Origin of the sequence: Streptomyces sp. HUAS 31, assembly GCF_028198125.1 — a bacterium.
Classification (GTDB): Bacteria; Actinomycetota; Actinomycetes; order Streptomycetales; family Streptomycetaceae; genus Streptomyces; species Streptomyces chartreusis.
Genome location: NZ_CP116353.1, coordinates 3,566,848 through 3,586,992 on the forward strand (window position 1 = coordinate 3,566,848; position 20,145 = coordinate 3,586,992).

General features: G+C 72.3%; 17 protein-coding genes. 8 read left to right on the plus strand and 9 right to left on the minus strand.

Features of this window, described 5'->3' with window-relative positions; genetic code table 11:
- Positions 1-28: 28 nt before the first annotated feature.
- Together PGH47_RS15715 and PGH47_RS15720 are read right to left on the minus strand one after the other, a co-directional pair.
- Positions 29-1,180 (minus strand): dihydrodipicolinate synthase family protein, encoded by a 1,152-nt coding sequence (locus tag PGH47_RS15715; protein WP_271663960.1) that lies wholly within the window; start codon positions 1,178-1,180, stop codon positions 29-31.
- Entirely contained in the window at positions 1,177-2,334 is a 1,158-nt protein-coding gene (locus tag PGH47_RS15720) for a Gfo/Idh/MocA family protein (RefSeq protein ID WP_271663961.1), read from the minus strand. The genes PGH47_RS15715 and PGH47_RS15720 overlap by 4 nt, the downstream gene beginning before the upstream one ends.
- 335 nt (positions 2,335-2,669) lie before the next feature.
- Between PGH47_RS15720 and PGH47_RS15725 the strand changes: the two genes are divergently transcribed.
- The gene (locus PGH47_RS15725; protein ID WP_271663962.1) at positions 2,670-3,716 is read left to right on the plus strand and encodes a LacI family DNA-binding transcriptional regulator; all 1,047 of its coding nucleotides are present in this window, start codon (positions 2,670-2,672) and stop codon (positions 3,714-3,716) included.
- A gap of 30 nt (positions 3,717-3,746) precedes the next feature.
- Here the strand turns inward: PGH47_RS15725 and PGH47_RS15730 are convergent, their stop codons facing one another.
- A complete protein-coding gene (locus tag PGH47_RS15730) occupies positions 3,747-4,814 on the minus strand; it encodes a hypothetical protein (protein ID WP_271663963.1) in 1,068 nt (355 codons plus the stop codon).
- 252 nt (positions 4,815-5,066) lie between these two features.
- Between PGH47_RS15730 and PGH47_RS15735 the strand changes: the two genes are divergently transcribed.
- The 3 genes from PGH47_RS15735 (at position 5,067) to PGH47_RS15745 (ending at position 7,623) form a co-directional block, all read left to right on the plus strand.
- Positions 5,067-5,663: a dihydrofolate reductase family protein gene (locus tag PGH47_RS15735; protein WP_271663964.1), complete on the plus strand. Its 597-nt coding sequence runs from the start codon at positions 5,067-5,069 to the stop codon at positions 5,661-5,663.
- A gap of 148 nt (positions 5,664-5,811) precedes the next feature.
- Entirely contained in the window at positions 5,812-6,744 is a 933-nt protein-coding gene (locus PGH47_RS15740) for a bifunctional helix-turn-helix transcriptional regulator/GNAT family N-acetyltransferase (protein ID WP_271663965.1), read from the plus strand.
- A gap of 78 nt (positions 6,745-6,822) precedes the next feature.
- Positions 6,823-7,623, plus strand: a complete 801-nt coding sequence (locus PGH47_RS15745) for a sugar phosphate isomerase/epimerase family protein (protein WP_271663966.1) — start codon at positions 6,823-6,825, stop codon at positions 7,621-7,623.
- On the opposite strand, the gene PGH47_RS15750 is transcribed toward PGH47_RS15745, so the two are convergent.
- Positions 7,620-8,051, minus strand: a complete 432-nt coding sequence (locus PGH47_RS15750) for a hypothetical protein (protein ID WP_271663967.1) — start codon at positions 8,049-8,051, stop codon at positions 7,620-7,622. The genes PGH47_RS15745 and PGH47_RS15750 overlap by 4 nt on opposite strands.
- Positions 8,041-8,511, minus strand: a complete 471-nt coding sequence (locus tag PGH47_RS15755) for a copper-binding protein (RefSeq protein ID WP_269644273.1) — start codon at positions 8,509-8,511, stop codon at positions 8,041-8,043. Before PGH47_RS15755 ends, PGH47_RS15750 begins: the two co-directional genes overlap by 11 nt.
- 153 nt (positions 8,512-8,664) lie before the next feature.
- On the opposite strand from PGH47_RS15755, the gene PGH47_RS15760 reads away from it, so the two are divergent.
- Positions 8,665-9,240, plus strand: a complete 576-nt coding sequence (locus PGH47_RS15760) for an RNA polymerase sigma factor (protein WP_271668069.1) — start codon at positions 8,665-8,667, stop codon at positions 9,238-9,240.
- Positions 9,241-9,245: 5 nt separating this feature from the next.
- Complete coding sequence (locus tag PGH47_RS15765) at positions 9,246-9,908, plus strand: hypothetical protein (RefSeq protein ID WP_271668070.1); 663 nt, start codon at positions 9,246-9,248, stop codon at positions 9,906-9,908.
- Here PGH47_RS15765 and aroA read toward each other — a convergent pair.
- Positions 9,905-11,149: a 3-phosphoshikimate 1-carboxyvinyltransferase gene (aroA, locus tag PGH47_RS15770; RefSeq protein ID WP_271663968.1), complete on the minus strand. Its 1,245-nt coding sequence runs from the start codon at positions 11,147-11,149 to the stop codon at positions 9,905-9,907. The genes PGH47_RS15765 and aroA overlap by 4 nt on opposite strands.
- 435 nt (positions 11,150-11,584) lie before the next feature.
- Here aroA and PGH47_RS15775 point away from each other — a divergent pair, with 435 nt between their 5' ends.
- Positions 11,585-13,429 carry a glycoside hydrolase family 3 protein gene (locus PGH47_RS15775; RefSeq protein WP_271663969.1) on the plus strand — a complete coding sequence of 615 codons (1,845 nt, stop codon included), beginning with the start codon at positions 11,585-11,587 and terminating at the stop codon, positions 13,427-13,429.
- A 234-nt stretch (positions 13,430-13,663) separates the two neighbouring features.
- The gene (locus PGH47_RS15780; RefSeq protein WP_271663970.1) at positions 13,664-14,326 is read left to right on the plus strand and encodes a hypothetical protein; all 663 of its coding nucleotides are present in this window, start codon (positions 13,664-13,666) and stop codon (positions 14,324-14,326) included.
- A gap of 34 nt (positions 14,327-14,360) precedes the next feature.
- Here the strand turns inward: PGH47_RS15780 and PGH47_RS15785 are convergent, their stop codons facing one another.
- The 3 genes from PGH47_RS15785 to PGH47_RS15795 form a co-directional block, all read right to left on the minus strand.
- Positions 14,361-15,770 carry a S28 family serine protease gene (locus tag PGH47_RS15785; RefSeq protein ID WP_271663971.1) on the minus strand — a complete coding sequence of 470 codons (1,410 nt, stop codon included), beginning with the start codon at positions 15,768-15,770 and terminating at the stop codon, positions 14,361-14,363.
- 115 nt (positions 15,771-15,885) lie between these two features.
- Positions 15,886-16,278, minus strand: a complete 393-nt coding sequence (locus tag PGH47_RS15790; RefSeq protein WP_271668071.1) for a hypothetical protein — start codon at positions 16,276-16,278, stop codon at positions 15,886-15,888.
- A gap of 102 nt (positions 16,279-16,380) precedes the next feature.
- Positions 16,381-20,100 (minus strand): ABC transporter ATP-binding protein, encoded by a 3,720-nt coding sequence (locus tag PGH47_RS15795; protein WP_271663972.1) that lies wholly within the window; start codon positions 20,098-20,100, stop codon positions 16,381-16,383.
- Positions 20,101-20,145 lie beyond the last annotated feature (45 nt).

Consider the following 20,145-nt stretch of genomic DNA (forward strand, 5'->3'; position numbering starts at 1 on the left):
ATGGAGAAGCGGGAGAGATCGCCGTTGCTCACTGGGCCACTCCGTACAGGGCGAGCAGGTTCCTCATCCGTTCCTCGGCCTGCTTCGGGTCCGGGAACAGGCCCAGTTGGTCGGCGAGTTCGTAGGCGCGGGCGAAGTGCGGGAGGGAACGGGCCGACTGGAGGCCGCCGACCATGGTGAAGTGGCTCTGGTGGCCTGCCAGCCAGGCCAGGAACACCACGCCCGTCTTGTAGAAGCGGGTCGGGGTCTGGAAGAGGTGGCGGGAGAGTTCGACCGTCGGGTCCAGCAGCTTCCGGAACCCGGCCACGTCTCCCGTGTCCAGGACGCGGACGGCCTCGGCCGCCAGCGGGCCCAGCGGGTCGAAGATGCCGAGCAGGGCGTGGCTGAAGCCCTTCTCGTCACCGGCGATCAGCTCGGGGTAGTTGAAGTCGTCGCCGGTGTAGCAGCGCACGCCCTGCGGGAGCCGGCGGCGGATGTCGATCTCCCGCGCGGCGTCGAGCAGCGACACCTTGATGCCGTCCACCTTGTCGGGGTGCGCGGCGATGACCTCCAGGAAGGTGTCCGTGGCCGTGTCCAGGTCGGACGAGCCCCAGTAGCCCTCCAGCGCCGGGTCGAACATCGGGCCGAGCCAGTGCAGGACCACCGGCTCGCCGGCCTGGCGCAGCAGATGGCCGTAGACCTCCAGATAGTCCTCGGGCCCCGAGGCCGCGGCGCACAGGGCGCGGGAGGCCATCAGGATCGCCTGGGCGCCCGACTCCTCCACGACCGCGAGCTGCTCCTCGTAGGCCGCCCGGACCTCTCCGAGGGACCCGGCGGCGATCTGGTCGGTGCCCACCCCGCAGGCGATCCGCCCGCCGACCGCCTTCGCCTCGGCGGCGCTGCGGCGGATCAGCTCGGCCGCGCCCGCCCAGTCCAGGCCCATCCCGCGCTGGGCGGTGTCCATGGCCTCGGCGACCCCGAGCCCGTGGGACCACAGATGGCGTCGGAAGGCGAGCGTGGCGTCCCAGTCCACGGCGGCGGGCGCGTCGGGGCTCGTGTCGGCGTACGGGTCGGCGACGACGTGCGCCGCCGAGAAGACCGTACGGGAGGCGAGGGGCGCGCCCGGGGTGAGCGCGAGGGGCTCGGCGCGCGGTTCGTACGCCCGCAGGCCGCCCCGCAGGTCGGGCAGTCGGATCGTCACGGCTGGATCTCCGGTACGTCGATACGGCGGCCCTCGGCCGAGGACCTCAGGCCCAGTTCGGCGAGCTGGACGCCGCGGGCGCCGGCGAGGAGGTCCCAGTGGTAGGGGGCGTCGGCGTAGACGTGCCGCAGGAACAGCTCCCACTGCGCCTTGAAGCCGTTGTCGAACTCCTGGTTGTCCGGGATCTCCTGCCACTGGTCGCGGAAGGAGTAGGTGGCCGGGATGTCGGGGTTCCATACCGGCTTGGGTGTCGTGCTGCGGTGCTGGACACGGCAGTTGCGCAGGCCCGCGACGGCCGAGCCCTCGGTGCCGTCGACCTGGAACTCGACGAGCTCGTCGCGGTTGACGCGCACGGCCCAGGACGAGTTGATCTGCGCGATGGCGCCGCCGTCGAGTTCGAAGATGCCGTAGGCGGCGTCGTCGGCGGTGGCGTCATAGGGCTTGTCGTTCTCGTCCCAGCGCTGCGGGATGTGGGTGGTGGCGATGGCCTGGACGGACTTCACGCGCCCGAAGAGCTCGTGCAGCACGTACTCCCAGTGCGGGAACATGTCGACGACGATGCCGCCGCCGTCCTCGGCGCGGTAGTTCCAGGACGGGCGCTGCGCGCTCTGCCAGTCGCCCTCGAAGACCCAGTAGCCGAACTCGCCGCGCACGGACAGGATCCGGCCGAAGAAGCCGCCGTCGATGAGGCGCTTGAGCTTGAGCAGGCCGGGGAGGAAGAGCTTGTCCTGGACGACGCCGTGCTTGATGCCGGCCGCGTCGGCCAGGCGGGCCAGCTCCAGCGCGCCCTCCAGACCGGTGGCGGTGGGCTTCTCGGTGTAGATGTGCTTGCCGGCGGCGATCGCCTTCTTGATCGCCTCCTCGCGGGCGGAGGTGACCTGGGCGTCGAAGTAGATCTCGACGGAAGGGTCGGCGAGGACCGCGTCGACGTCCGTCGAGATGTTCGCCCCGTCCAGGCCGTGCTGCTCGGCGAGCGCCTTCAGGGCGTACTCGCGGCGGCCGACCAGGACCGGCTCCGGCCACAGCAGGGTGCCGTCGCCCAGGTCGAGGCCGCCCTGCTCGCGGATGGCCAGGATGGAGCGGACCAGGTGCTGGCGGTAGCCCATGCGCCCGGTCACGCCGTTCATGGCGATACGCACCGTCTTGCGTGTCACGTCGTTCCCTTCCAGTCGTCGTGCGCAACGTTCGTGCGCGCCTCGTACGCGGTTGTGCGCGCCGCGTACGCCTTACCCTGCCAAGCGTCACAGCAAGCGCTTTCTATCTGATGAGAAGCTAGCCTCTGAGCAGCGGTGTAGACAAGACCGTGACGGGGTTGAGTTGTTCGAGGGGACGAACAACCGGGGTTCTTGGCCTTAAGGTCTGCTCGACATACACGGAACCGTGGTCGCGGATGGCCTGTCTACGAGGGGGCAGGCCTGTCCGTGAACACGTGGTGACCACGCACGTACGACAGGTGGTACGACGAGATGCGCGACCGGAGGACGACGAGATGACGGTGACCCTTGCGGACGTGGCGGCCCGCGCCCAGGTCTCGCCCGCGACGGTGTCGCGCGTGCTGAACGGGAATTATCCCGTGGCGGCCTCCACCCGCGAGCGGGTGCTGCGCGCGGTGGACGAGCTGGACTACGTGCTGAACGGTCCCGCGAGCGCGCTCGCCGCCGCCACCTCCGACCTGGTCGGCATCCTGGTCAACGACATCGCCGACCCCTTCTTCGGGATCATGGCGAGCGCGATCCAGTCGGAGATCGGGGGCCCGGGCGGCCGGGCGGGCGGCGAGCGGCTCGCGGTCGTCTGCAACACCGGGGGTTCGCCGGAGCGCGAACTGACGTATCTGACCCTGCTCCAGCGCCAGCGGGCGGCGGCGGTGGTCCTGACCGGCGGCGCCATGGAGAACGCCCCGCACGCGGCGGCGGTCTCGGCGAAGCTGCGCAAGCTGGCGGAGGCCGGGACGCGGGTGGTGCTGTGCGGGCGGCCGCCGGCGCCTGACACCGGTGCGATCGCGCTGACCTTCGACAACCGCGGCGGCGGACGCGAGCTGACCGAGCACCTGATCGGCCTGGGCCACCGGCGGCTGGGCTACATCGCGGGCCCGGAGGAGCGCACCACGACCCGGCACCGCCTGGAGGGCCACCGGGCCGCGCTGGAGGCACACGGCATCGAGGAGGACGCCGGCTGGACCGTCCACGGCCGCTACGACCGCCAGTCCGGCTACGAGGCGACGCTGGAACTGCTGCGCCGGGACCCGTCCCTGACGGCGGTGGTCGCGGCCAACGACTCGGTCGCGCTGGGCGCGTGCGCGGCCCTGCGGGACTCCGGTCTGCGCATCCCCGAGGACGTCTCGGTGGCCGGCTTCGACGACCTGCCGTTCAGCATCGACGCGGTGCCTTCACTGACGACGGTGCGGTTGCCGCTTTCGGAGGCGGGGGCGCGGGCCGGCCGGATCGCGATGGGCCGCGAGGAGCCGCCGCCCGGGGGGATCGCGACGATTCGGGGCGAGCTGATGGTCCGGGGGTCTTCCGGGGGGCCTCGGGCGTAAGGGGGCGGCCCGATACGGGTTTTCGGCCGGTCAGTGCACGACGGAGACGATCCGGCAGGCGGCTTCGGCCAGTTGGCGGTCGCCTTCGATCTCGGCGCGGGTGAGGGCGTCGGCGGGCTCGATGCCACGGACGCACAGGCGCCAGGCGGTCTCCGCGTCGAGTCGGACGAGGGCGGCGGGATGACCCTCGGCCGGGCCGGCCAACGACCAGTTGCCGCCGTCCGGGGCGGTCGCGGTCCACGTTCCACCCGCGGTCGCCGTCCACGATCCACCCGCAGTCGCCGCCCACGATCCACCCGCAGTCGCCGCCCACGATCCACCCGCGGTCGCCGTCCACGATCCACCCGCGGGCCCGGTGACATGGATCCGCACCTGCGTGCCGGCGGGTGCGGCGATGTCGCGCAGGGTGTGCGGCAGGGCGCGCAGGAAGGTGTCCAGGACTAAGGACAGGAGCCTCGGGTCGAGGTCGGTCCCCTGGCCGGTGGCGTGGCGGATCTGCTGACGGTGGGTCCAGTACTCGGTCAGCTCCCGGGCGCTGTCCAGCCACATCGGCGCCGGATCGGCCCCGGCCCAGGAGACACCGAGCGAGGGCGCCGCCGGGTCGGACTCCGCGAAGAGCCGGGCGACCTGTCCGCCGATCAGCTCCAGGGTGTCGGTGAGGGCGGCGGGGCTGACCCGTGAGTGGGCGTCGACCCACTGCTGGTTGATGCGGTGGATGTACGCGGGAAGGTCCTCGCCGGGTGCGAAGACAGATCCTTCCCGGCGTCCCTCCCGGTGCCCCTCCTGGCCCCCTTCCCGACGCCCCTCCTGGCCCCCTTCCCTGCGCCTCTCCTGGCCCCCTTCCCGACGCCCCTCCCCGCCCCCTTCCCGGTGCCCGTCGCGGTGCCGGGCGAGCCGTCCGTAGCAGTCCCCCAGCACATGTGCGACGACGTCCCGCACACTCCACCCCGGCACGGCCTCCCGCCCCCAGTCGGCCGGCGTCAGGCCGCGCAGGGTGGCGATCAGGGCGGCGTGCTCGGGGACGAAGAGCGGGCGGGCGTCGATCGGCGGACCGAGCCAGGAGTGAGCGGTCGGCGATACGTCGAGCTGAGGATCCATGAACTCAAGCCTGACGCGGGGAAGTCGGGTTCGACCAACGGATATCGCCCGCGCCCGACCGACCGGACGTACGCACGGGCCCGCCACCGTTTCGGGCCCGCCCGGCCACAGTTTCAAGCCCAGCCCCCTCCCGAATCCCGCGTTCCGCGTCTATCTCTCGATCCACCGATGATTTCCGGGCACCGCCCCGGTCTTCTCTGCCGTAACCACCTCGGCGGCACACCGCACGCCCGATATCCAGGAGTGAACCCCATGCGCATCGCGATCACCGAGTTCATCAGCCTCGACGGCGTCGTCCAGGCCCCCGGCGGCGCCGAGGAGGACACCGACGGCGGGTTCGCGCACGGCGGCTGGTCGCACCCGTACTTCGACGCCGAGGTCCTCGGCGGTGCCTTCGACGCGGGGATGCGGAACGCCGACGCGCTGCTCTTCGGGCGCCGTACCTGGCAGACCATGGCGGAGGCGTGGCCGGAGCGGGCCGGGGACCCCTTCGCCGACCGGATGAACTCGATCAAGAAGTACGTCGTCTCCAGCACCCTCACCGAAGCCGATCTGACCTGGAACAACACCACCCTGATCCCCGGCCCCGACGCCGTCGCCCGGGTGCGGGAGCTGCGCGCGGCCGAGGGCGGGGACCTGGCGATGATGGGCAGCCCCACCCTCGTACGCACCCTCATCCAGGAGGGTCTGGTCGACGAGCTCCAGCTCATCGTGATGCCGGTGCTGCTCGGCGGCGGAAAGTCGATCTTCCCGGCCGACGGCGGCAGGCGCCCGCTGGAACTCGTCTCCACGACCACCGCGAAGACCGGCGCGCAGGTGTGCGTGTTCCGGCCGGCCGCGGAGGGATGACGGCCCCGGGACAGCCGACGGGAGGAATCGGCGAAGGGGTGGCCGTCCGGGCGCGGACGTCCTAGGCTCGAACCCAGAACCTCTGACTGAGTCAAACATCCGGCGATACGGAATCGCATCGCCGCAGAGTCCACCGGGGTCGACGATCATGAGCGTCCACGACATCCGCGCCTTCAACCGCTTCTACACGAACGTCATCGGTGCCCTCGACTACAGCCGCCACCTCTACGCGCCGTACACCCTCACCGAGTCCCGCGTCCTGTACGAGCTCGCGCACTCCCCGCGTACCGACGCGGCCGATCTGCGCACCGAGCTCTCGCTGGACGCGGGATATCTGAGCCGGATCCTGAACAAGTTCGAGCAGGACGGGCTCATCGAGCGCACCGCCTCGCAGCAGGACCCGAGGCGCCGGCGCGTCACGCTCACCGCGCGCGGCCGGGAGACCGGCAAGCTGCTGGAGGAGCGGGCGAGTGAATCGGTCGGCTCACTGCTGTCGACCGTGCCGGCCGCCGAACGGCCCCGCCTCGCCGAGGCGATGACGACCGTCCGCACGATCCTGTCCGAGGGCCGCCCTCCCCGCCGCGAGGACGTCCTGCTGCGCGAGCCGGGCCCCGGCGACCTCGGCTGGATCGTGCAGCGCAACGCGGCGCTGTACGCGGCGGAGTACGGCTGGAACGCCGACTACGAGGGGCTGGTGGCGAGGATCGTCGCCGACTTCGCCGAGGACCACGACCCGCATCTGGAGCGGGTGTGGATCGCCGAGCTGGACGGCCGACCGGTGGGCTGCGTGATGTGCGTCCGCGACGAGGCCCCGGCCACGGCCCGGCTACGCCTGTTGCTGGTCGAGCCCGACGCCCGCGGCCTCGGCATCGGCGACCGCCTCGTCACGTCCGTCGTCGACTTCGCCCGCGGCGTCGGCTATCGCGACCTGGTGCTGTGGACCAACGACGTCCTGTCGTCGGCCCGCCGCATCTACCAACGCCACGGCTTCGTCCTGGCCGCCGAAAAACCCCACCGCTCCTTCGGCAAGGACCTGACGGGCCAGGACTGGCGCCTGGACCTGCACGGCACGACGGAGTGAGGCCCGGGGATCCGGTCATCCCGCTCCCGAACGCCCGGCCGGATGGGCGTCCCTCCGTTTCCCTGGCAAGGTGGAGGCATGAAACTGGCGTTCTCCACCCTCGGCGTCCCCGGTCTCCCTCTCCCCGACGTGCTGCGGCTCGCGACCGTGCACGGGTATCACGGGGTCGAGTTGCGTGCGCATCCGGAGGAGCCGGTGCATCCGGGGCTCGGGCCCGGGGAACGGGCCGATGTGGCGGCCGAGTTCAAGGCCGCCGGGATCGAGCCGGTGGGGCTCGCCGGCTACGTCCGGGTCGCCGCGCCGGGTGACGACGGGCCGGTGATCGAGGAGGTCCGCAGGCTCGTCGACCTCGCCCACGACCTCGGCACCCCCTTCGTCCGTGTCTTCCCCGGCGCCGATCCCGAGCAGAGCCGGGAGTCGGCGGACGCGATCGCCGCGCGGCGGCTGGGCACGGCCGCGGAGTACGCCGCCGACATGGGCGTACGGATCCTGCTGGAGACCCACGACTCGCACGCCGCCGCCGGCGACGCCATCCGGGTGCTCGGCCTGGTCGGCCACCGGCACGTCGGCTCGCTCTGGGACGTCATGCACACCTGGCTGGCCGGCGAGCAGCCCTCGGAGAGCTACGCGGCCCTGTCGCCGTACCTCGGCTACGTCCAGGTCAAGGACATCGCCTCCGCCGAGGACACGACCCCGCTGCCGCTCGGTGCCGGCGTGCTGCCGCTCGCCGAGTGCGTGGAGGTCCTCTCCCGGCACGCCTGGGACGGCTGGCTGTGCTGGGAGTACGAGAAGCGCTGGTACGAGGACGCGCCCCCGCTGCCCGAGCTGCTCGGCGCGGGGCGGGAGCACCTCTCGCGGCTGTTGAACGAGTCGGCCTAGCGGCCGGAAGGAGTCGTCCGCCGGTCGCGGTGGCGGTGGGCGTGGCCGAACGCGGTCACGGCCAGGGCGGTCAGCACGACCACGCCCGCCGTCTCGACGTACAGGGTCGGGCGGACCAGCTCCGCGTCGATCGACTCGCCGAATCCGAACAGGGTCGCGTTGAGGCTCAGGAACAGCGCGCCCAGCGTGCCGGCCGTGAACAGCGCGGTGCCCGCCGCGACGAAGCCGAGCAGGCGCACGGGCGTGACCAGCAGGGCCAGCGCGAGCAGGATGCCGACGATGCCGTTGAGCAGGAAGAGCGGCCCGATGGTGGCGAGGTCCCGGTAGCCCTCGGCCCACAGGCGCAGATGGATCGCGGCCATCGTCGCCGTCAGCCCGGCCCCGGCCAGCCGCAGGACGAGCCGGACGGCGGCGCCCTCAGTAGCCATTGCCCGGAGAGGTGTTGTTGTCGGTCGACGGTGCCGGGGCTCCGCCGACGGTGATCTCGGTCTTCATGCCGAGGTCCTTGTGGCCGTCGACCGGGCAGTAGAGCTCGTACGAGCCGTCCTTCAGGTTCACGGTGAGGGTCGTGGACTGCCCCGGCTCCACGTTCTTGCTGCGGTTCTCGCCGCCGGGGCCCTCGACCTCCAGGCCGTGCGTGTGCCCGCCCATGTTCTTCACGGTGAAGGTGTACTCGCCGGGCTGGAACTTCTGCGTCGAGAGCTTGATGTGGAAGTCGGTCATCTCCGCCGTGACCTGGGTACCGGGGCCGGTACCGGCGCTGTTGCTGTTGCTGCTGTCGCCACTGCTGCTGCCGTTGCCGCCGCCTCCGCAGGCGGCGAGCACGGCGGTCAGTCCGCCGGCGGCCACGCCGAGGAGCACGCGGTTTCGGATGTGCGGGATGGTCATGAGTCGGTCCTCCGGAACGTCCCCCCGCAAGGGGTACGGCGCTCCCCGACGGAAGGATTGCTCCCCCGCGGGATCGCACCGGCGGAGAGGAGAATGGACCCACGGCACATCGGCCACGGCAATCCCTTCCGGACGAACGAACGTATCCCTGATATGTGGCGCAAGGGCCTTTCCCACGGACGGGTCCCCGACGAGGCACTGCTCTCCGGCCTGACGACGGGCGATCCCGAGCTCGCCGTCGCCTTCGTGCGCCGTTTCCAGCGCACGGTCTTCGGCGTGGCCGTCGCCGTCCTGGGCGACCCGCAACTCGCCGAGGACGTCGCCCAGCAGACCTTCGAACGGGCCTGGCGGCACGCGCAGGTGTACGACCCCCGGCGGGGTTCGGTACGGGCCTGGCTCACGACCATCGCGCACAACCTGGCGATCGACGCCGTACGGGCCCGGCGGGCCGGCCCCATCGCCCCGGAGGACCTGGAGGGGCTGCTCGGCGTCGTCACCGAGACACCGGAGCGACAGGCGCTCGCCGACGACAGCGCGGAGCGGGTGCGGCGGGCCGTCGCGGAGCTGCCCCGGGAGCAGGCGCGGGCCCTGGTGATGGCCGGGATCTACGGGATGACGGCGCGGGAGGTCGCGGAGTCCGAGGGCGTGCCGCTGGGCACGGCGAAGACCCGGATCCGGACCGGGACGCTCAAGGTACGGGCCCTCCTAGAGGCGGCGGAGAAGCGGTGAGCGGCATGGAGTGCGAGCGGCTGCGGGAGCTGGACGCCGAGCTGGCGCTCGGGGTCCTGCCCGCCCGCGAGCGGGCCGGGGCGGTCGCCCATCTGGACCGCTGCCCGGACTGCCGGGAGCACATCGAGCGGCTGACGACGGTCGGCGACGGCCTTCTAGCCCTGCTGCCGGGTGCTGAGCCGCCGGTCGGTTTCGAGAGCCGGGTCGTACGGGCACTGGGCGCGGCACCCGCGCGAAAGCCCCGCAGGCACCGGCTCCGGCTGGCGGCGGCCGCTGTGGCGACGGCCCTGGCCTGCGCCTTCGGCGGCTGGGCGGTCGGCACGGCGGTCGAGGCCGCGCCACCGCCGCCGGCCCAGCGGGCCCACGACAGCCTGCGCGAGGCGTCCCTGGTGTCCGAAGGCCGCGAGGTCGGCCGCATCTACGCGCACTCCGGCGACGAGGGCTGGGTGTACATGTCCGTCGACCTCGACGGCGCCGGTCGGGGCCCGGTGCGCTGTGTGCTCGTCCACGCCGACGGGTCGACGGCCTCGGCGGGTTCCTTCCCGCTCAAGGAGGGCTACGGCTACTGGGCGACGCCCACCGGGACCGACCCGGCGACCCTGACCGGCGCCCGCCTGGTGGCCGCGGACGGAAGCGTCCTGGCCACGGCGGCCTTCCCGACGGCCTAGGCCCTCTCCAGGCGTGCGCGCAGCGCCCCGAACTCCTCGTGGAAGCCGGGGAAGGTCTTCCGTACGCAGCCGGGGTCGTCGAAGAAGATGCCGGGCACCCGCAGCCCGGTGACCGCGAAGGACATCACGATGCGGTGGTCGCCGTAGGTCTTGATGTCGGTGCCGCCGGCGAGGGGGGCGCCGGGGCGGATCTCGATCCAGTCCGGGCCCGTCGCCACGTCCGCCCCGAGCCGGCGCAGGTTCTCCGCGCAGGCCTCCAGGCGGTCGCACTCCTTGACCCGGGTGTTCGCCACGTCCTCGATGCGCACCGGGCCGGACGCGAACGGCGCGATGGCCGCGAGGGTCGGCATGGTGTCGGAGATGTCGCGCATGTTGACGGTGAGGCCGCGCAGTTCGCCGGTGCCGCGGACGGTCGTGGCGTCCCGGCCGACCGTCACCCGCGCGCCCATCCGCCGCAGCACCTCGACGAAGCCCAGGTCGCCCTGGAGCGCGCCCTCGCCCAGGCCCGGCACCGTGACCTCGCCGCCCGTGACGGCGGCCGCCGCGAAGAAGTAGCTCGCGGTCGAGGCGTCCGGTTCCACCGAGTAGGTCGTGGCGCGGTAGCCGCCGGGCGGGACGACGAAGGTGTCGCCCTCGCGGCGCACCTCCACGCCGAAGGCCCGCATCATCGCGATCGTGATCTCGACGTACGGCACCGAGACCAGGTCGGTGACGGTGATCCTGAGGCCCTCGCGGGTCAGCGGGCCGAGCAGCAGCAGCGCCGTCAGGTACTGCGACGACTGCCCCGCGTCCAGCGTCACCTCCCCGCCCTCGACGCCGGCCGCCCGCACGGTCAGCGGGTGGTGGCCCTCCTGCTCCTCGTGCCGCAGGTCCACGCCGAGGTCGCGCAGGGCGCGGGTCAGCGGGAGCAGCGGGCGGCGGCGCATCTGCGGCGAGGCGTCGAAGCGGTAGGTGCCGTGGCCGGCGGCGGCCAGCGTGGGCAGGAAGCGGGCAGTGGTCGCGCCGTCGCGGCAGTAGACGTCCGCCTCGGCGGCCGCGGGGCCCTGCGGGCGGCCGTCGACCTGCCAGGTGTCCGGGGTCCGCCCGACCCGGTAGCCGAGCCGGGTCAGCCCCTCGGCGAAGCCCTCGGTGTCGTCCGAGCGCAGCGGCCGCTGCAGGGTGGTGACACCGTCGGCCGCGGCCGCCAGGAACAGGGCGCGGGCGGTGATGGACTTGGAGCCGGGAACGGCGACTTCGGGCATGCGCACATGATCGCCCGGCCGGCTGTGCGTGTGCCCGGACGTCCACGGGATGGACCCGCGGAGGTCGCCGGCCGTCGCCCTTCCGTCTGCTCATCCGTCACGCCCGCCTCCCGCTCACCGACTTCGCCGTTTCCGGCCGTCGCCGGGAACCCAGCCCCATGCCCGCTCGTCCAACACGCAAGCTGCCGGAGAGTCACCGTGGTGCGGTGTCGGCCCTCGCTGCTGGCTGCGATCGCTGACCAACCCTCTCCGCCGTGCCGCGGCCGGCAGCACGCCGTCATCGGCGCGCCCCCCTCCAACTGCGCCGATGGCGGCCCCTTTCCGGTCGCCGTCCGCCTTCCGGTTACGGCCGATTCCCTTGACTGGCAGAAACTTCCCGGTTATTGGTGACTCCTGGAAGTTTCCTTCAGCGCACCACCTCCGGAAGGAGCGCACGTGCCCGACACCAGCACGGGAAGCAGGGGAAGCACCGCACCACCGTCCAGACGTACGGTCCTCGCGGCCGGCGCGGGCGTCACCACCGCGCTGGCCCTGGGCGGCACCGCCCACGCCGCCGCCCCCGACGACCGGAAACTGCGCGCCCTCATCGCCCGGATGACCCTGCCGGAGAAGGTCGGCCAGCTCTTCGTCATGCGGGTCTACGGCCACTCCGCGACCGCCCCCGACCAGGCCGACATCGACGCCAACCTGAAGGAGATCGGCGTCCGCACGGCCGCCGAGCTGGTCGCCAAGTACCGCGTGGGCGGCATCATCTACTTCACCTGGGCGCACAACACCCGCGACCCGCACCAGATGGCCGACCTGTCGAACGGCATCCAGCGCGCGTCCCTGACCCAGCCCCGCGGGCTGCCCGTGCTCATCTCCACCGACCAGGAGCACGGCATCGTCTGCCGGGTCGGCGAGCCCGCCACCCTGTTCCCGGGCGCGATGGCCATCGGCGCGGGCGGCTCGCGCACCGACGCCCGCACCCTCGGCCGGATCGCCGGCCAGGAGCTCAGGGCGCTCGGCATCCGGCAGAACTACTCCCCCGTGGCCGACGTGAACGTCAACCCGGCGAACCCGGTGATCGGCGTGCGCTCCTTCGGCGCCGACCCGGCCGCCGTGGCCGGCATGGTCGCCGCCGAGGTGGCCGGATACCAGCACGGCAGGCAGGTCGCCTCGACCGCCAAGCACTTCCCGGGACACGGCGACACCGCCGTCGACAGCCACTACGGCTTCCCCGTCATCACCCACACCCGTGAGCAGTGGGAGGCCCTGGACGCGCCGCCCTTCCGGGCCGCCGTCCGCGCCGGCATCGACTCGATCATGACCGCGCACATCATGGTCCCGGCCCTCGACGACTCCGGCGATCCGGCCACCCTCTCCCACCCGATCCTCACCGGCATCCTGCGCGAGGAACTGGGCTACGACGGGCTGGTGGTGACGGACTCGCTGGGCATGGAGGGCGTACGGACGAAGTACGGCGACGACCGCGTCCCCGTCCTCGCGCTCAAGGCGGGCGTGGACCAGCTCCTCAATCCGCCGTCCCTCGACATCGCCTGGAACGCGGTCCTGAAGGCCGTGCGGGACGGCGAGCTGACCGAGGCACGGCTGGACGAGTCGATCCTGCGGGTGCTGCGGCTGAAGGCGAAGCTGCGGCTGTTCGACGCTCCGTACGTCAGCCAGGACGGCGTCGACCGGAACGTCGGGACCCCGGCCCACCTGGCGGTCGCCGACCGTATCGCCGAGCGCACGACGACCCTGCTGGTCAATGAGGGGTCGCTGCTGCCGCTGTCCCGTCGTACCCACCCGAGGGTCCTGGTGGTGGGCGCCGACCCGGCCTCCCCGTCCGGGACGACGGGTCCCCCGACCGGCGTGCTCGCCACCGCCCTCACCGAGCTGGGCTTCACGGCGACGGCCCTGTCGACCGGTACGGCACCGTCCGCGGCGACCGTCGCGCGGGCCGTCGCGGCGGCGGGCGAGGCGGACGCGGTGGTGGTGGGGACGTACAACGTCACGGCGGCCAGTGCGCAGAAGGTGCTGGTCGAGCAGCTCCTCGCGACGGGTCGGCCGGTGGTGGCGGTGGCGATCCGCAACCCGTACGACGTGGCGCAGCTGCCCGGTGTCCGGGCCGTCCTGGCGTCCTACTCCTGGACCGACGTCGAACTGCGGGCGGCGGCGCGGGTGATCGCCGGGCGGGTGGCACCGCGCGGCCGGCTCCCGGTGCCGGTGCAGCGGGCGGACGACCCGACCGAGGTCCTGTATCCGGTCGGCCACGGACTCTCGTACGAGCACCGCTGACGACTCGTAGCACTTTGGGCGTAGAACACGTACGCCGCACAACGGTCACTCTCCCCCTTAACCGACGCAAAGGACCCCAACCGCCTGGCGTGCGCCCGCTACTACGGGCCACGCTGGACCAGGCCCTGTCGTCGTATTCCCGTCATCCCCGTCGTCCGCCCGAAGGGCGGGCCCGGCGCCGCCGGGCAGGCGGGAATGCGGCGACAGGGCCTGGGGGTAGCCGGGGGGAGTGCGATGGGTGGGAGACGTGTTGCCGGGGTGGTGTGTGCGCTGCTTGTGCTGCTCGTCGGGTTGCTGACGGGGTGTCAGGGTCAGTCACCGACGGCCGGGGAGGACGGGCTGCTCGCCGGGAGCGGGAGCGCCACCGCGACCGCGAGCGGGCGGCAGGTGTCGCCGACGCGGCCGGCCGGGTACGGCGCGCTGTTCCTCGGCGTCGACGAGTGCAGTTCCTTCGGCACGACGAGCTTCACCGAGGTGTCCTGCACCAGTGAACGGGCGGCGGCGCGGGTCGTCGCGCGGCACGACGGCACGGTGGGCGACGGCCCGCTGTGCCCCGCGACCACGGACTTCGTCCTGCACATCAGCGAGCAGAGCCGCACCTCCGACGAGGACGGCGACGGCGCGATCCCCCAGGGCTACGCCTGTATGCGCAATCTCGCCGCGCCCCACCCCGGCGACCCGGGCGGCGGAGGCGGCCCCCGCACGATCGTCGGCGACTGCGTCTACGACTCCGGCGACGGCCAGGTCCGCGAGACGTCCTGCGACGGCAGGGCGGAGCAGAAGCCGGAGTACGAGGTGACGAAGGCCGCCGACCGGCGGACCGACTGTCCGCTGTCGACGGCCCTCTACGTCCAGCTGGGCGGCGAGAAACCGGTGGGCTGCGCACGGCCGGTGTGAGGGCGCAGAGCCCGAGTTCACCGGCCGGCGCACGTCACGGCCGCAGCGCGAGCTCCCGTTCCGGCTCCCGGACGTCGAGCCTCGCGTCGAACTTCGCCAACGGCCCCGGCTCGGCCGCGGTGGACGCGACGCCCGCCCAGTCCAGGATGCGGGCCGTGGCCAGGGTGCGCTCCCGCTCCACCAGGCCCGCGACGAGGGCGCCGTGGTTGGCTCCCGGCGCTGCGAAGACGTAGGAGTCGCGTGCGCCCTTGCCGACGCGGAAGCGTTCCGCGCCCCACGGGTCGTTCTGGCCGTAGACGAAGAGCATCTGACGGGCGTTGTGCCGGACCCAGTTGTCCACGTCGCGCATGGCCCGCGGCTGGAACTTCGTCGGGATCTCGCGCGGGACGAAGTCGCGGGGCGGGAGGTAGCCGTAGCGGATCAGCTTGCGCTCGATGTGCGGGAACCCGATCATCGGCGCGCCGAGCTGGGTGGCCGCCTGGTAGTAGTACGGCGTGTACGGCTCCAGGCCCTGGTCCGTGTAGAAGTCGAAGCCGCCGCTCGCGTCGACGGCGTCCCAGATCGCCTGGTCGGTGGCGTGCGCCGCGTCCGCCGGGACGGTCTCGCAGTCCTTGAGCAGGCTGTACTGCCAAAAGCCCCAGACGTAGTCCAGGACGACCGCCTCGTACGCCTTGTCCAGGCTGCCGATCGTGCGGAAGGTGTAGCCGTGCTCGGCCGCGTGGGCGGCGAAGCGTTCCTTCATCGGCTCCCGGCGCACCAGCGCCTCCCGTTGCACCGCGTTCACCCGGTCCCGGCACTCCTTGGTGCCGACGCGGGCGAAGAAGCGGTCGTAGGCCGAGTCCTCGTCGTCGACGACGTCGTTGGGGGCCACGTAGGCGACGACGCCGTCCATGTCGCGGGGGTAGAAGCGCTCGTAGTAGGTGGCGGTCATGCCGCCCTTGGAGACGCCGGTGGAGAGCCACTTGCGGTCGTAGATCGGCTCCAGCGCCTTGAAGATGCGGTGCTGGTCGGAGGCCGCCTGCCAGATGTCCAGCTTGGTCCAGTCGGCCGGTTCGGGCCGGGACGGCGTGAAGAAGCGGTACTCCATGGAGATCTGGTTGCCGTCGACGATCTGCGTCGGCTCGCGGCGGCTGGGCCGCGTGGAGACCTCGTAGCCGCTGGTGTAGAAGACGGTCGGGCGGGAGACGTCCCTGTGCAGCACCGTCAGGCGCTGCTGGAACGTGCCCGCGGACGGGTTCCGGTGGTCGACCGGCTGGGTGTACGACAGGACGAAGAAGCGGTAGCCGGGGTACGGCTTCTCCTCTATGAGGCTCATGCCCGGTATGGACAGCAGCCGTTCCTCGATGTCCGGCTCGGCGGCGGTGGCCGCCCTTGCCGTGGCCGTGCCGAGCGCGCCGGTCAGCAGCGCGAGCGTCAGCAGCCATCTGAGGGTCTTGCGGACCATTCACCCTCCCCTGGGAAGCGGATGTGCGCCGCAAGCTAGCGAGCAACTACCAACCGCACCAGGGGAGATGAGGAATTCGCCACGGGGATGGCCGAACGGCGGCGAGGGGCACCGCTCAGCAGAGGATCCAGCCCTTGCTGACCGAGCCCCGTCCCACCCGGCCCTTCACCCACACACAGCGCTGCCCGGCGTACACGGTGACGGGGCCGGCCCGGCGGGAGCGCCGGCCCTCGTCGGCGACCGGGTGCGCCCGGTACGCCTGGACGCTGGCCTTCATCCACTGCGAGCGGCCGGGGTCCTTGGGCAGGGTGATGACGCAGACGTGACCGCCGCGCTTGTAGACGTAGAGGGTGCCGGTCGAGAACGGGTACGTCTTCACCTTGCGTCCCTCGCAGCGCGTGGGCGCGGCGGCGTGCGCCTGCGCCGGGACCGCCACCGCGAGCGCGCCGGACGCCGTCAGCAACGCCAGGCCGACCGCCAGTCGTCGGCGTATCGCACCTTTGTCCACCGTCTTGTCCTCCCCGTACACCGGCAATGAGCGTACTGATGTACGGACGCACGGCGTATGCCGGATGGTTGCACGACCGTCACGGCGACACGGGGCCGGACGTCACCGGGCCACCCCGACCGGCTCCTCCGGCTCGGCCTCGCCGAGGAAGGTCCGCCACAGCTCGGCGTACTGGCCGCCCAGCGCCAACAGCTCCTCGTGCGTACCGTCCTCCGCGACCCGGCCGTGGTCCATGAGGACGACCCGGTCCGCGCGGGCGGCCGTCGTCAGCCGGTGGGCCACCACGAGGGTCGTACGGCGGCCCGCGAGGCGGTCGGTGGCCTGGTTGACCTGGGCCTCCGTGGCCAGGTCCAGTGCGGCCGTCGCCTCGTCGAGGAGCAGGACGTCCGGGTCGACCAGCTCGGCGCGGGCCAGTGCGATCAGCTGGCGCTGGCCGGCGGAGAGGTTGCGGCCGCGCTCGGCGACCTCGTGGAGGTAGCCGCCCTCCAGCGTCGCGATCATCTCGTGGGCGCCGACCGCCCGGGCCGCGGCCTCGACCTCGGCGTCCGTGGCGTCGGGGCGACCGTAGGCGATGGCGTCGCGGACGGTGCCCTGGAAGAGGTACGCCTCCTGCGGCACGACCCCGAGACGGTGCCGGTACGACGTGATGTCCAGGGCCCGCAGGTCCTGGCCGTCGACGGTGACCCGGCCGCCGGTCGGGTCGTAGAACCGGGCCACCAGCTTGACCAGGGTCGACTTGCCCGCACCGGTCTCGCCGACGAACGCGACCGTCTGCCCGGCGGGGATGCGGACGTCGATCCCGCCGAGCGCCTCCTCCTCGTCGCCGTAGCTGAAGTGCACGTCCTCGAAGGCGATCTCGCCGCGCAGCGACAGCACCTCCAGCGGCTCGGCGGCGGACTTCGTCGAGGTCGGTTCGCGGAGCAGCTCCTGGATGCGGCCGAGCGAGACCGTGGCCTGCTGGTAGCCGTCGAAGACCTGGGAGAGCTGCTGGACCGGGGCGAAGAACAGGTCGATGTAGAGCAGGTACGCCACCAGCGCGCCGGTCGTCAGCGTGGCCGCGTCGATCCGGGTGCCGCCCACGATCAGCACCGACGCCGCGGCCGCCGACGAAAGGAACTGCACGAAGGGGAAGTAGATCGAGATCAGCCACTGGCCCCGGATGCGGGCCTGGCGGTAGCTGTCGCTGCGCTCGGCGAACCGTGCGCCGCCGTCCTGCTCGCGCCGGAACGCCTGCACGATCCGCAGCCCGGACACCGACTCCTGGAGGTCGGCGTTGACCACCGACACCCGCTCACGGGCGAGTTCGTACGCCTTCACGCTCGCCCGGCGGAAGTAGTAGGTGGCGACGATCAGCGGCGGCAGCGTCGCGAAGACGACGAGCGCGAGTTCGATGTCGATGACCAGCAGGGCGACCATGATGCCGAAGAAGGTGACGACCGAGACGAACGCGGTGACCAGGCCGGTCTGGAGGAACGTCGACAGCGCGTCGACGTCCGTGGTCATCCGGGTCATGATCCGGCCGGTCAGCTCACGCTCGTAGTAGTCGAGGCCGAGCCGCTGGAGCTGGGCGAAGATCTTCAGCCGCAGCGAGTACAGCACGCGTTCGCCGGTGCGCCCGGTCATCCGGGTCTCGGCGATCTGCGCGGCCCACTGGACGATCACCGCGACCAGGCCGAGCAGGGCCGCCGCCCAGACCGCGCCGAGCGCCGCCGCCGTGACACCGTCGTCGATGCCGTGCCGGATCAGCACGGGCAGCAGCAGCCCCATGCCGGCGTCCATGGCGACCAGGCCGAGGCTGATCAGCAGCGGCGGCCCGAATCCGCGCAGCAGCCGCTTGAGTCCGTAGCTCTCCTCCGGGCGCACCGCGCGCGCCTCGTCGATGTCGGGGACGTCGGTGGCCGGGGGCAGCGCCTCGACCTGGGCGAGGAGCTCGGGAGTCGCCGGGGACTGAGCGAGCGCCAGGTCCTTGGGCTCCCGGTCCCCGGTCCACAGCCGCGGCGTCACCCCGCGTTCGGCGTCGAACTCCGCGTCGAGTTCGTCGCGTACGGAGGTGTCCTCGCGCGGACAGGCGGGCTGGGCGTGGCCGGGTGAGACGCCGCCGAGTTCGTCGGGGTCGGTGAGCAGGCGCCGGTAGAGGGCGGAGCGTTCCTGGAGCTCGTCCTGGGTGCCGATGTCGGCGAGACGGCCGGCGTCCAGGACCGCGATGCGGTCGGCGAGGCCCAGGGTGGAGCGACGGTGGGCGATGAGGAGGGTCGTGCGGCCCTCCATCACGTGCTTGAGGGCCTCGTGGATCTCGTGCTCGACACGGGCGTCCACCGCCGAGGTCGCGTCGTCGAGGACGAGCAGCCGCGGGTCGGTGAGGATCGCGCGGGCGAGCGCTACGCGCTGGCGCTGGCCGCCGGAGAGGGTGAGGCCGTGCTCGCCGACCTTGGTGTCGTAGCCCTCCGGCAGCTCGGCGATGAAACGGTCCGCCTGGGCGGCGCTCGCGGCTGCGGCGATCTCCTCGTCGGTGGCGTCGGGGCGGCCGTAGGCGATGTTGTTGCGGACGGTGTCCGAGAAGAGGAAGGAGTCCTCCGGCACCAGTCCGATCGCGGCCCGCAGCGAGTCCGTGGTCAGCTCGCGCACGTCGTGGCCGCCGATCAGGACGGCGCCGCGCGTGACGTCGTAGAAGCGCGGGAGGAGGAGGGAGACGGTGGACTTGCCGGAGCCGGAGGAGCCGACGACGGCGAGGGTCTCGCCGGGCCGGATCTCGAAGCTCAGCCCGTCGAGGACGGGGCGCTCGTCGGCGTAGCCGAAGGCCACATCGTCGAACTCGACGGTCGCGGGCGCGTCGGCGGGCAGGGTCTTGGTGCCGTCCTTGATGGACGGCTCGGTGTCGATCAGCTCGAGGACCCGCTCGGTGCCGGCGCGGGCCTGCTGGGCGACCGTGAGCACCATCGCGAGCATCCGGACCGGGCCGACGAGCTGGGCGAGATAGGCGGAGAAGGCGACGAACGTACCGAGGGTGATGTGCCCGCGCACCGCCAGCCAGCCGCCGAGCGCGAGCATCGCGACCTGGCCGAGGGCCGGGACGGCCTGGAGCGCCGGGGTGTACCTGGAATTGAAGCGGATGGTGCGCAGCCGGCCCGCGAACAGCCGCCGGCCGACCTCCCGCAGCTTGCCGGTCTCCTGGTCCTCCTGCCCGAAGCCCTTCACCACGCGGACGCCGCTGACGGCCCCGTCGACCACGCCCGCCACGGCGGCGGCCTGCGCCTGGGCGTACCAGGTGGAGGGGTGCAGCCTGGCCCGGCTGCGCCGCGCGATCCACCACACGGCGGGGGCCACCGCGAGGGCGACCAGCGTCAGGGGCAGTGACAGCCAGGCCATGACGACCAGGGAGATCAGGAACAGGGCGAAGTTCCCGATGGTCATCGGGAGCATGAAGAGCAGGCCCTGGATCAGCTGGAGGTCGCTGGTGGCCCGGCCGACGACCTGCCCGGTGGACAGCTCGTCCTGGCGCCGACCGTCGAGCCGGGTGATCGTCCCGAACATGTCGGTCCGCAGGTCGTGCTGGACGTCGAGGGCGAGACGGCCGCCGTAGTAGCGGCGGATGTAGGTGAGGACGTAGACGATCAGGGCGGCGCCGACCATCAGGCCCGCCCATACGGCCATGCCCCGGCTCTTGTCGCCGATCACGTCGTCGATGATCACCTTGGTGATCAGCGGCACGATCGCCATGACCGCCATACCGGCCAGGGACGAGCCGAGTGCGAGGACCACGTCCTTGGGGTGACGCCAGGCGTAACCCCACAGCCGTCGTGCCCATCCCCGTTGCGCTGCCACGCGGTGCCCTCCGTCCGTCCTGATCTGCCGGAAGGCACCAACGCC

Excerpts from the sequence above, each read along its gene's own strand:
- PGH47_RS15750 (WP_271663967.1), bottom strand. The coding sequence starts at position 8,051 with ATGGCTACTGAGGGCGCCGCCGTCCGGCTCGTCCTGCGGCTGGCCGGG.
- PGH47_RS15760 (WP_271668069.1), top strand. The coding sequence starts at position 8,665 with ATGTGGCGCAAGGGCCTTTCCCACGGACGGGTCCCCGACGAGGCACTG.
- PGH47_RS15725 (WP_271663962.1), top strand. The coding sequence starts at position 2,670 with ATGACGGTGACCCTTGCGGACGTGGCGGCCCGCGCCCAGGTCTCGCCC.
- PGH47_RS15780 (WP_271663970.1), top strand. The coding sequence starts at position 13,664 with ATGGGTGGGAGACGTGTTGCCGGGGTGGTGTGTGCGCTGCTTGTGCTG.
- PGH47_RS15735 (WP_271663964.1), top strand. The coding sequence starts at position 5,067 with ATGCGCATCGCGATCACCGAGTTCATCAGCCTCGACGGCGTCGTCCAG.
- PGH47_RS15740 (WP_271663965.1), top strand. The coding sequence starts at position 5,812 with ATGAGCGTCCACGACATCCGCGCCTTCAACCGCTTCTACACGAACGTC.
- PGH47_RS15785 (WP_271663971.1), bottom strand. The coding sequence starts at position 15,770 with ATGGTCCGCAAGACCCTCAGATGGCTGCTGACGCTCGCGCTGCTGACC.
- PGH47_RS15730 (WP_271663963.1), bottom strand. The coding sequence starts at position 4,814 with ATGGATCCTCAGCTCGACGTATCGCCGACCGCTCACTCCTGGCTCGGT.
- PGH47_RS15755 (WP_269644273.1), bottom strand. The coding sequence starts at position 8,511 with ATGACCATCCCGCACATCCGAAACCGCGTGCTCCTCGGCGTGGCCGCC.
- PGH47_RS15745 (WP_271663966.1), top strand. The coding sequence starts at position 6,823 with ATGAAACTGGCGTTCTCCACCCTCGGCGTCCCCGGTCTCCCTCTCCCC.
- PGH47_RS15765 (WP_271668070.1), top strand. The coding sequence starts at position 9,246 with ATGGAGTGCGAGCGGCTGCGGGAGCTGGACGCCGAGCTGGCGCTCGGG.
- aroA (WP_271663968.1), bottom strand. The coding sequence starts at position 11,149 with ATGCCCGAAGTCGCCGTTCCCGGCTCCAAGTCCATCACCGCCCGCGCC.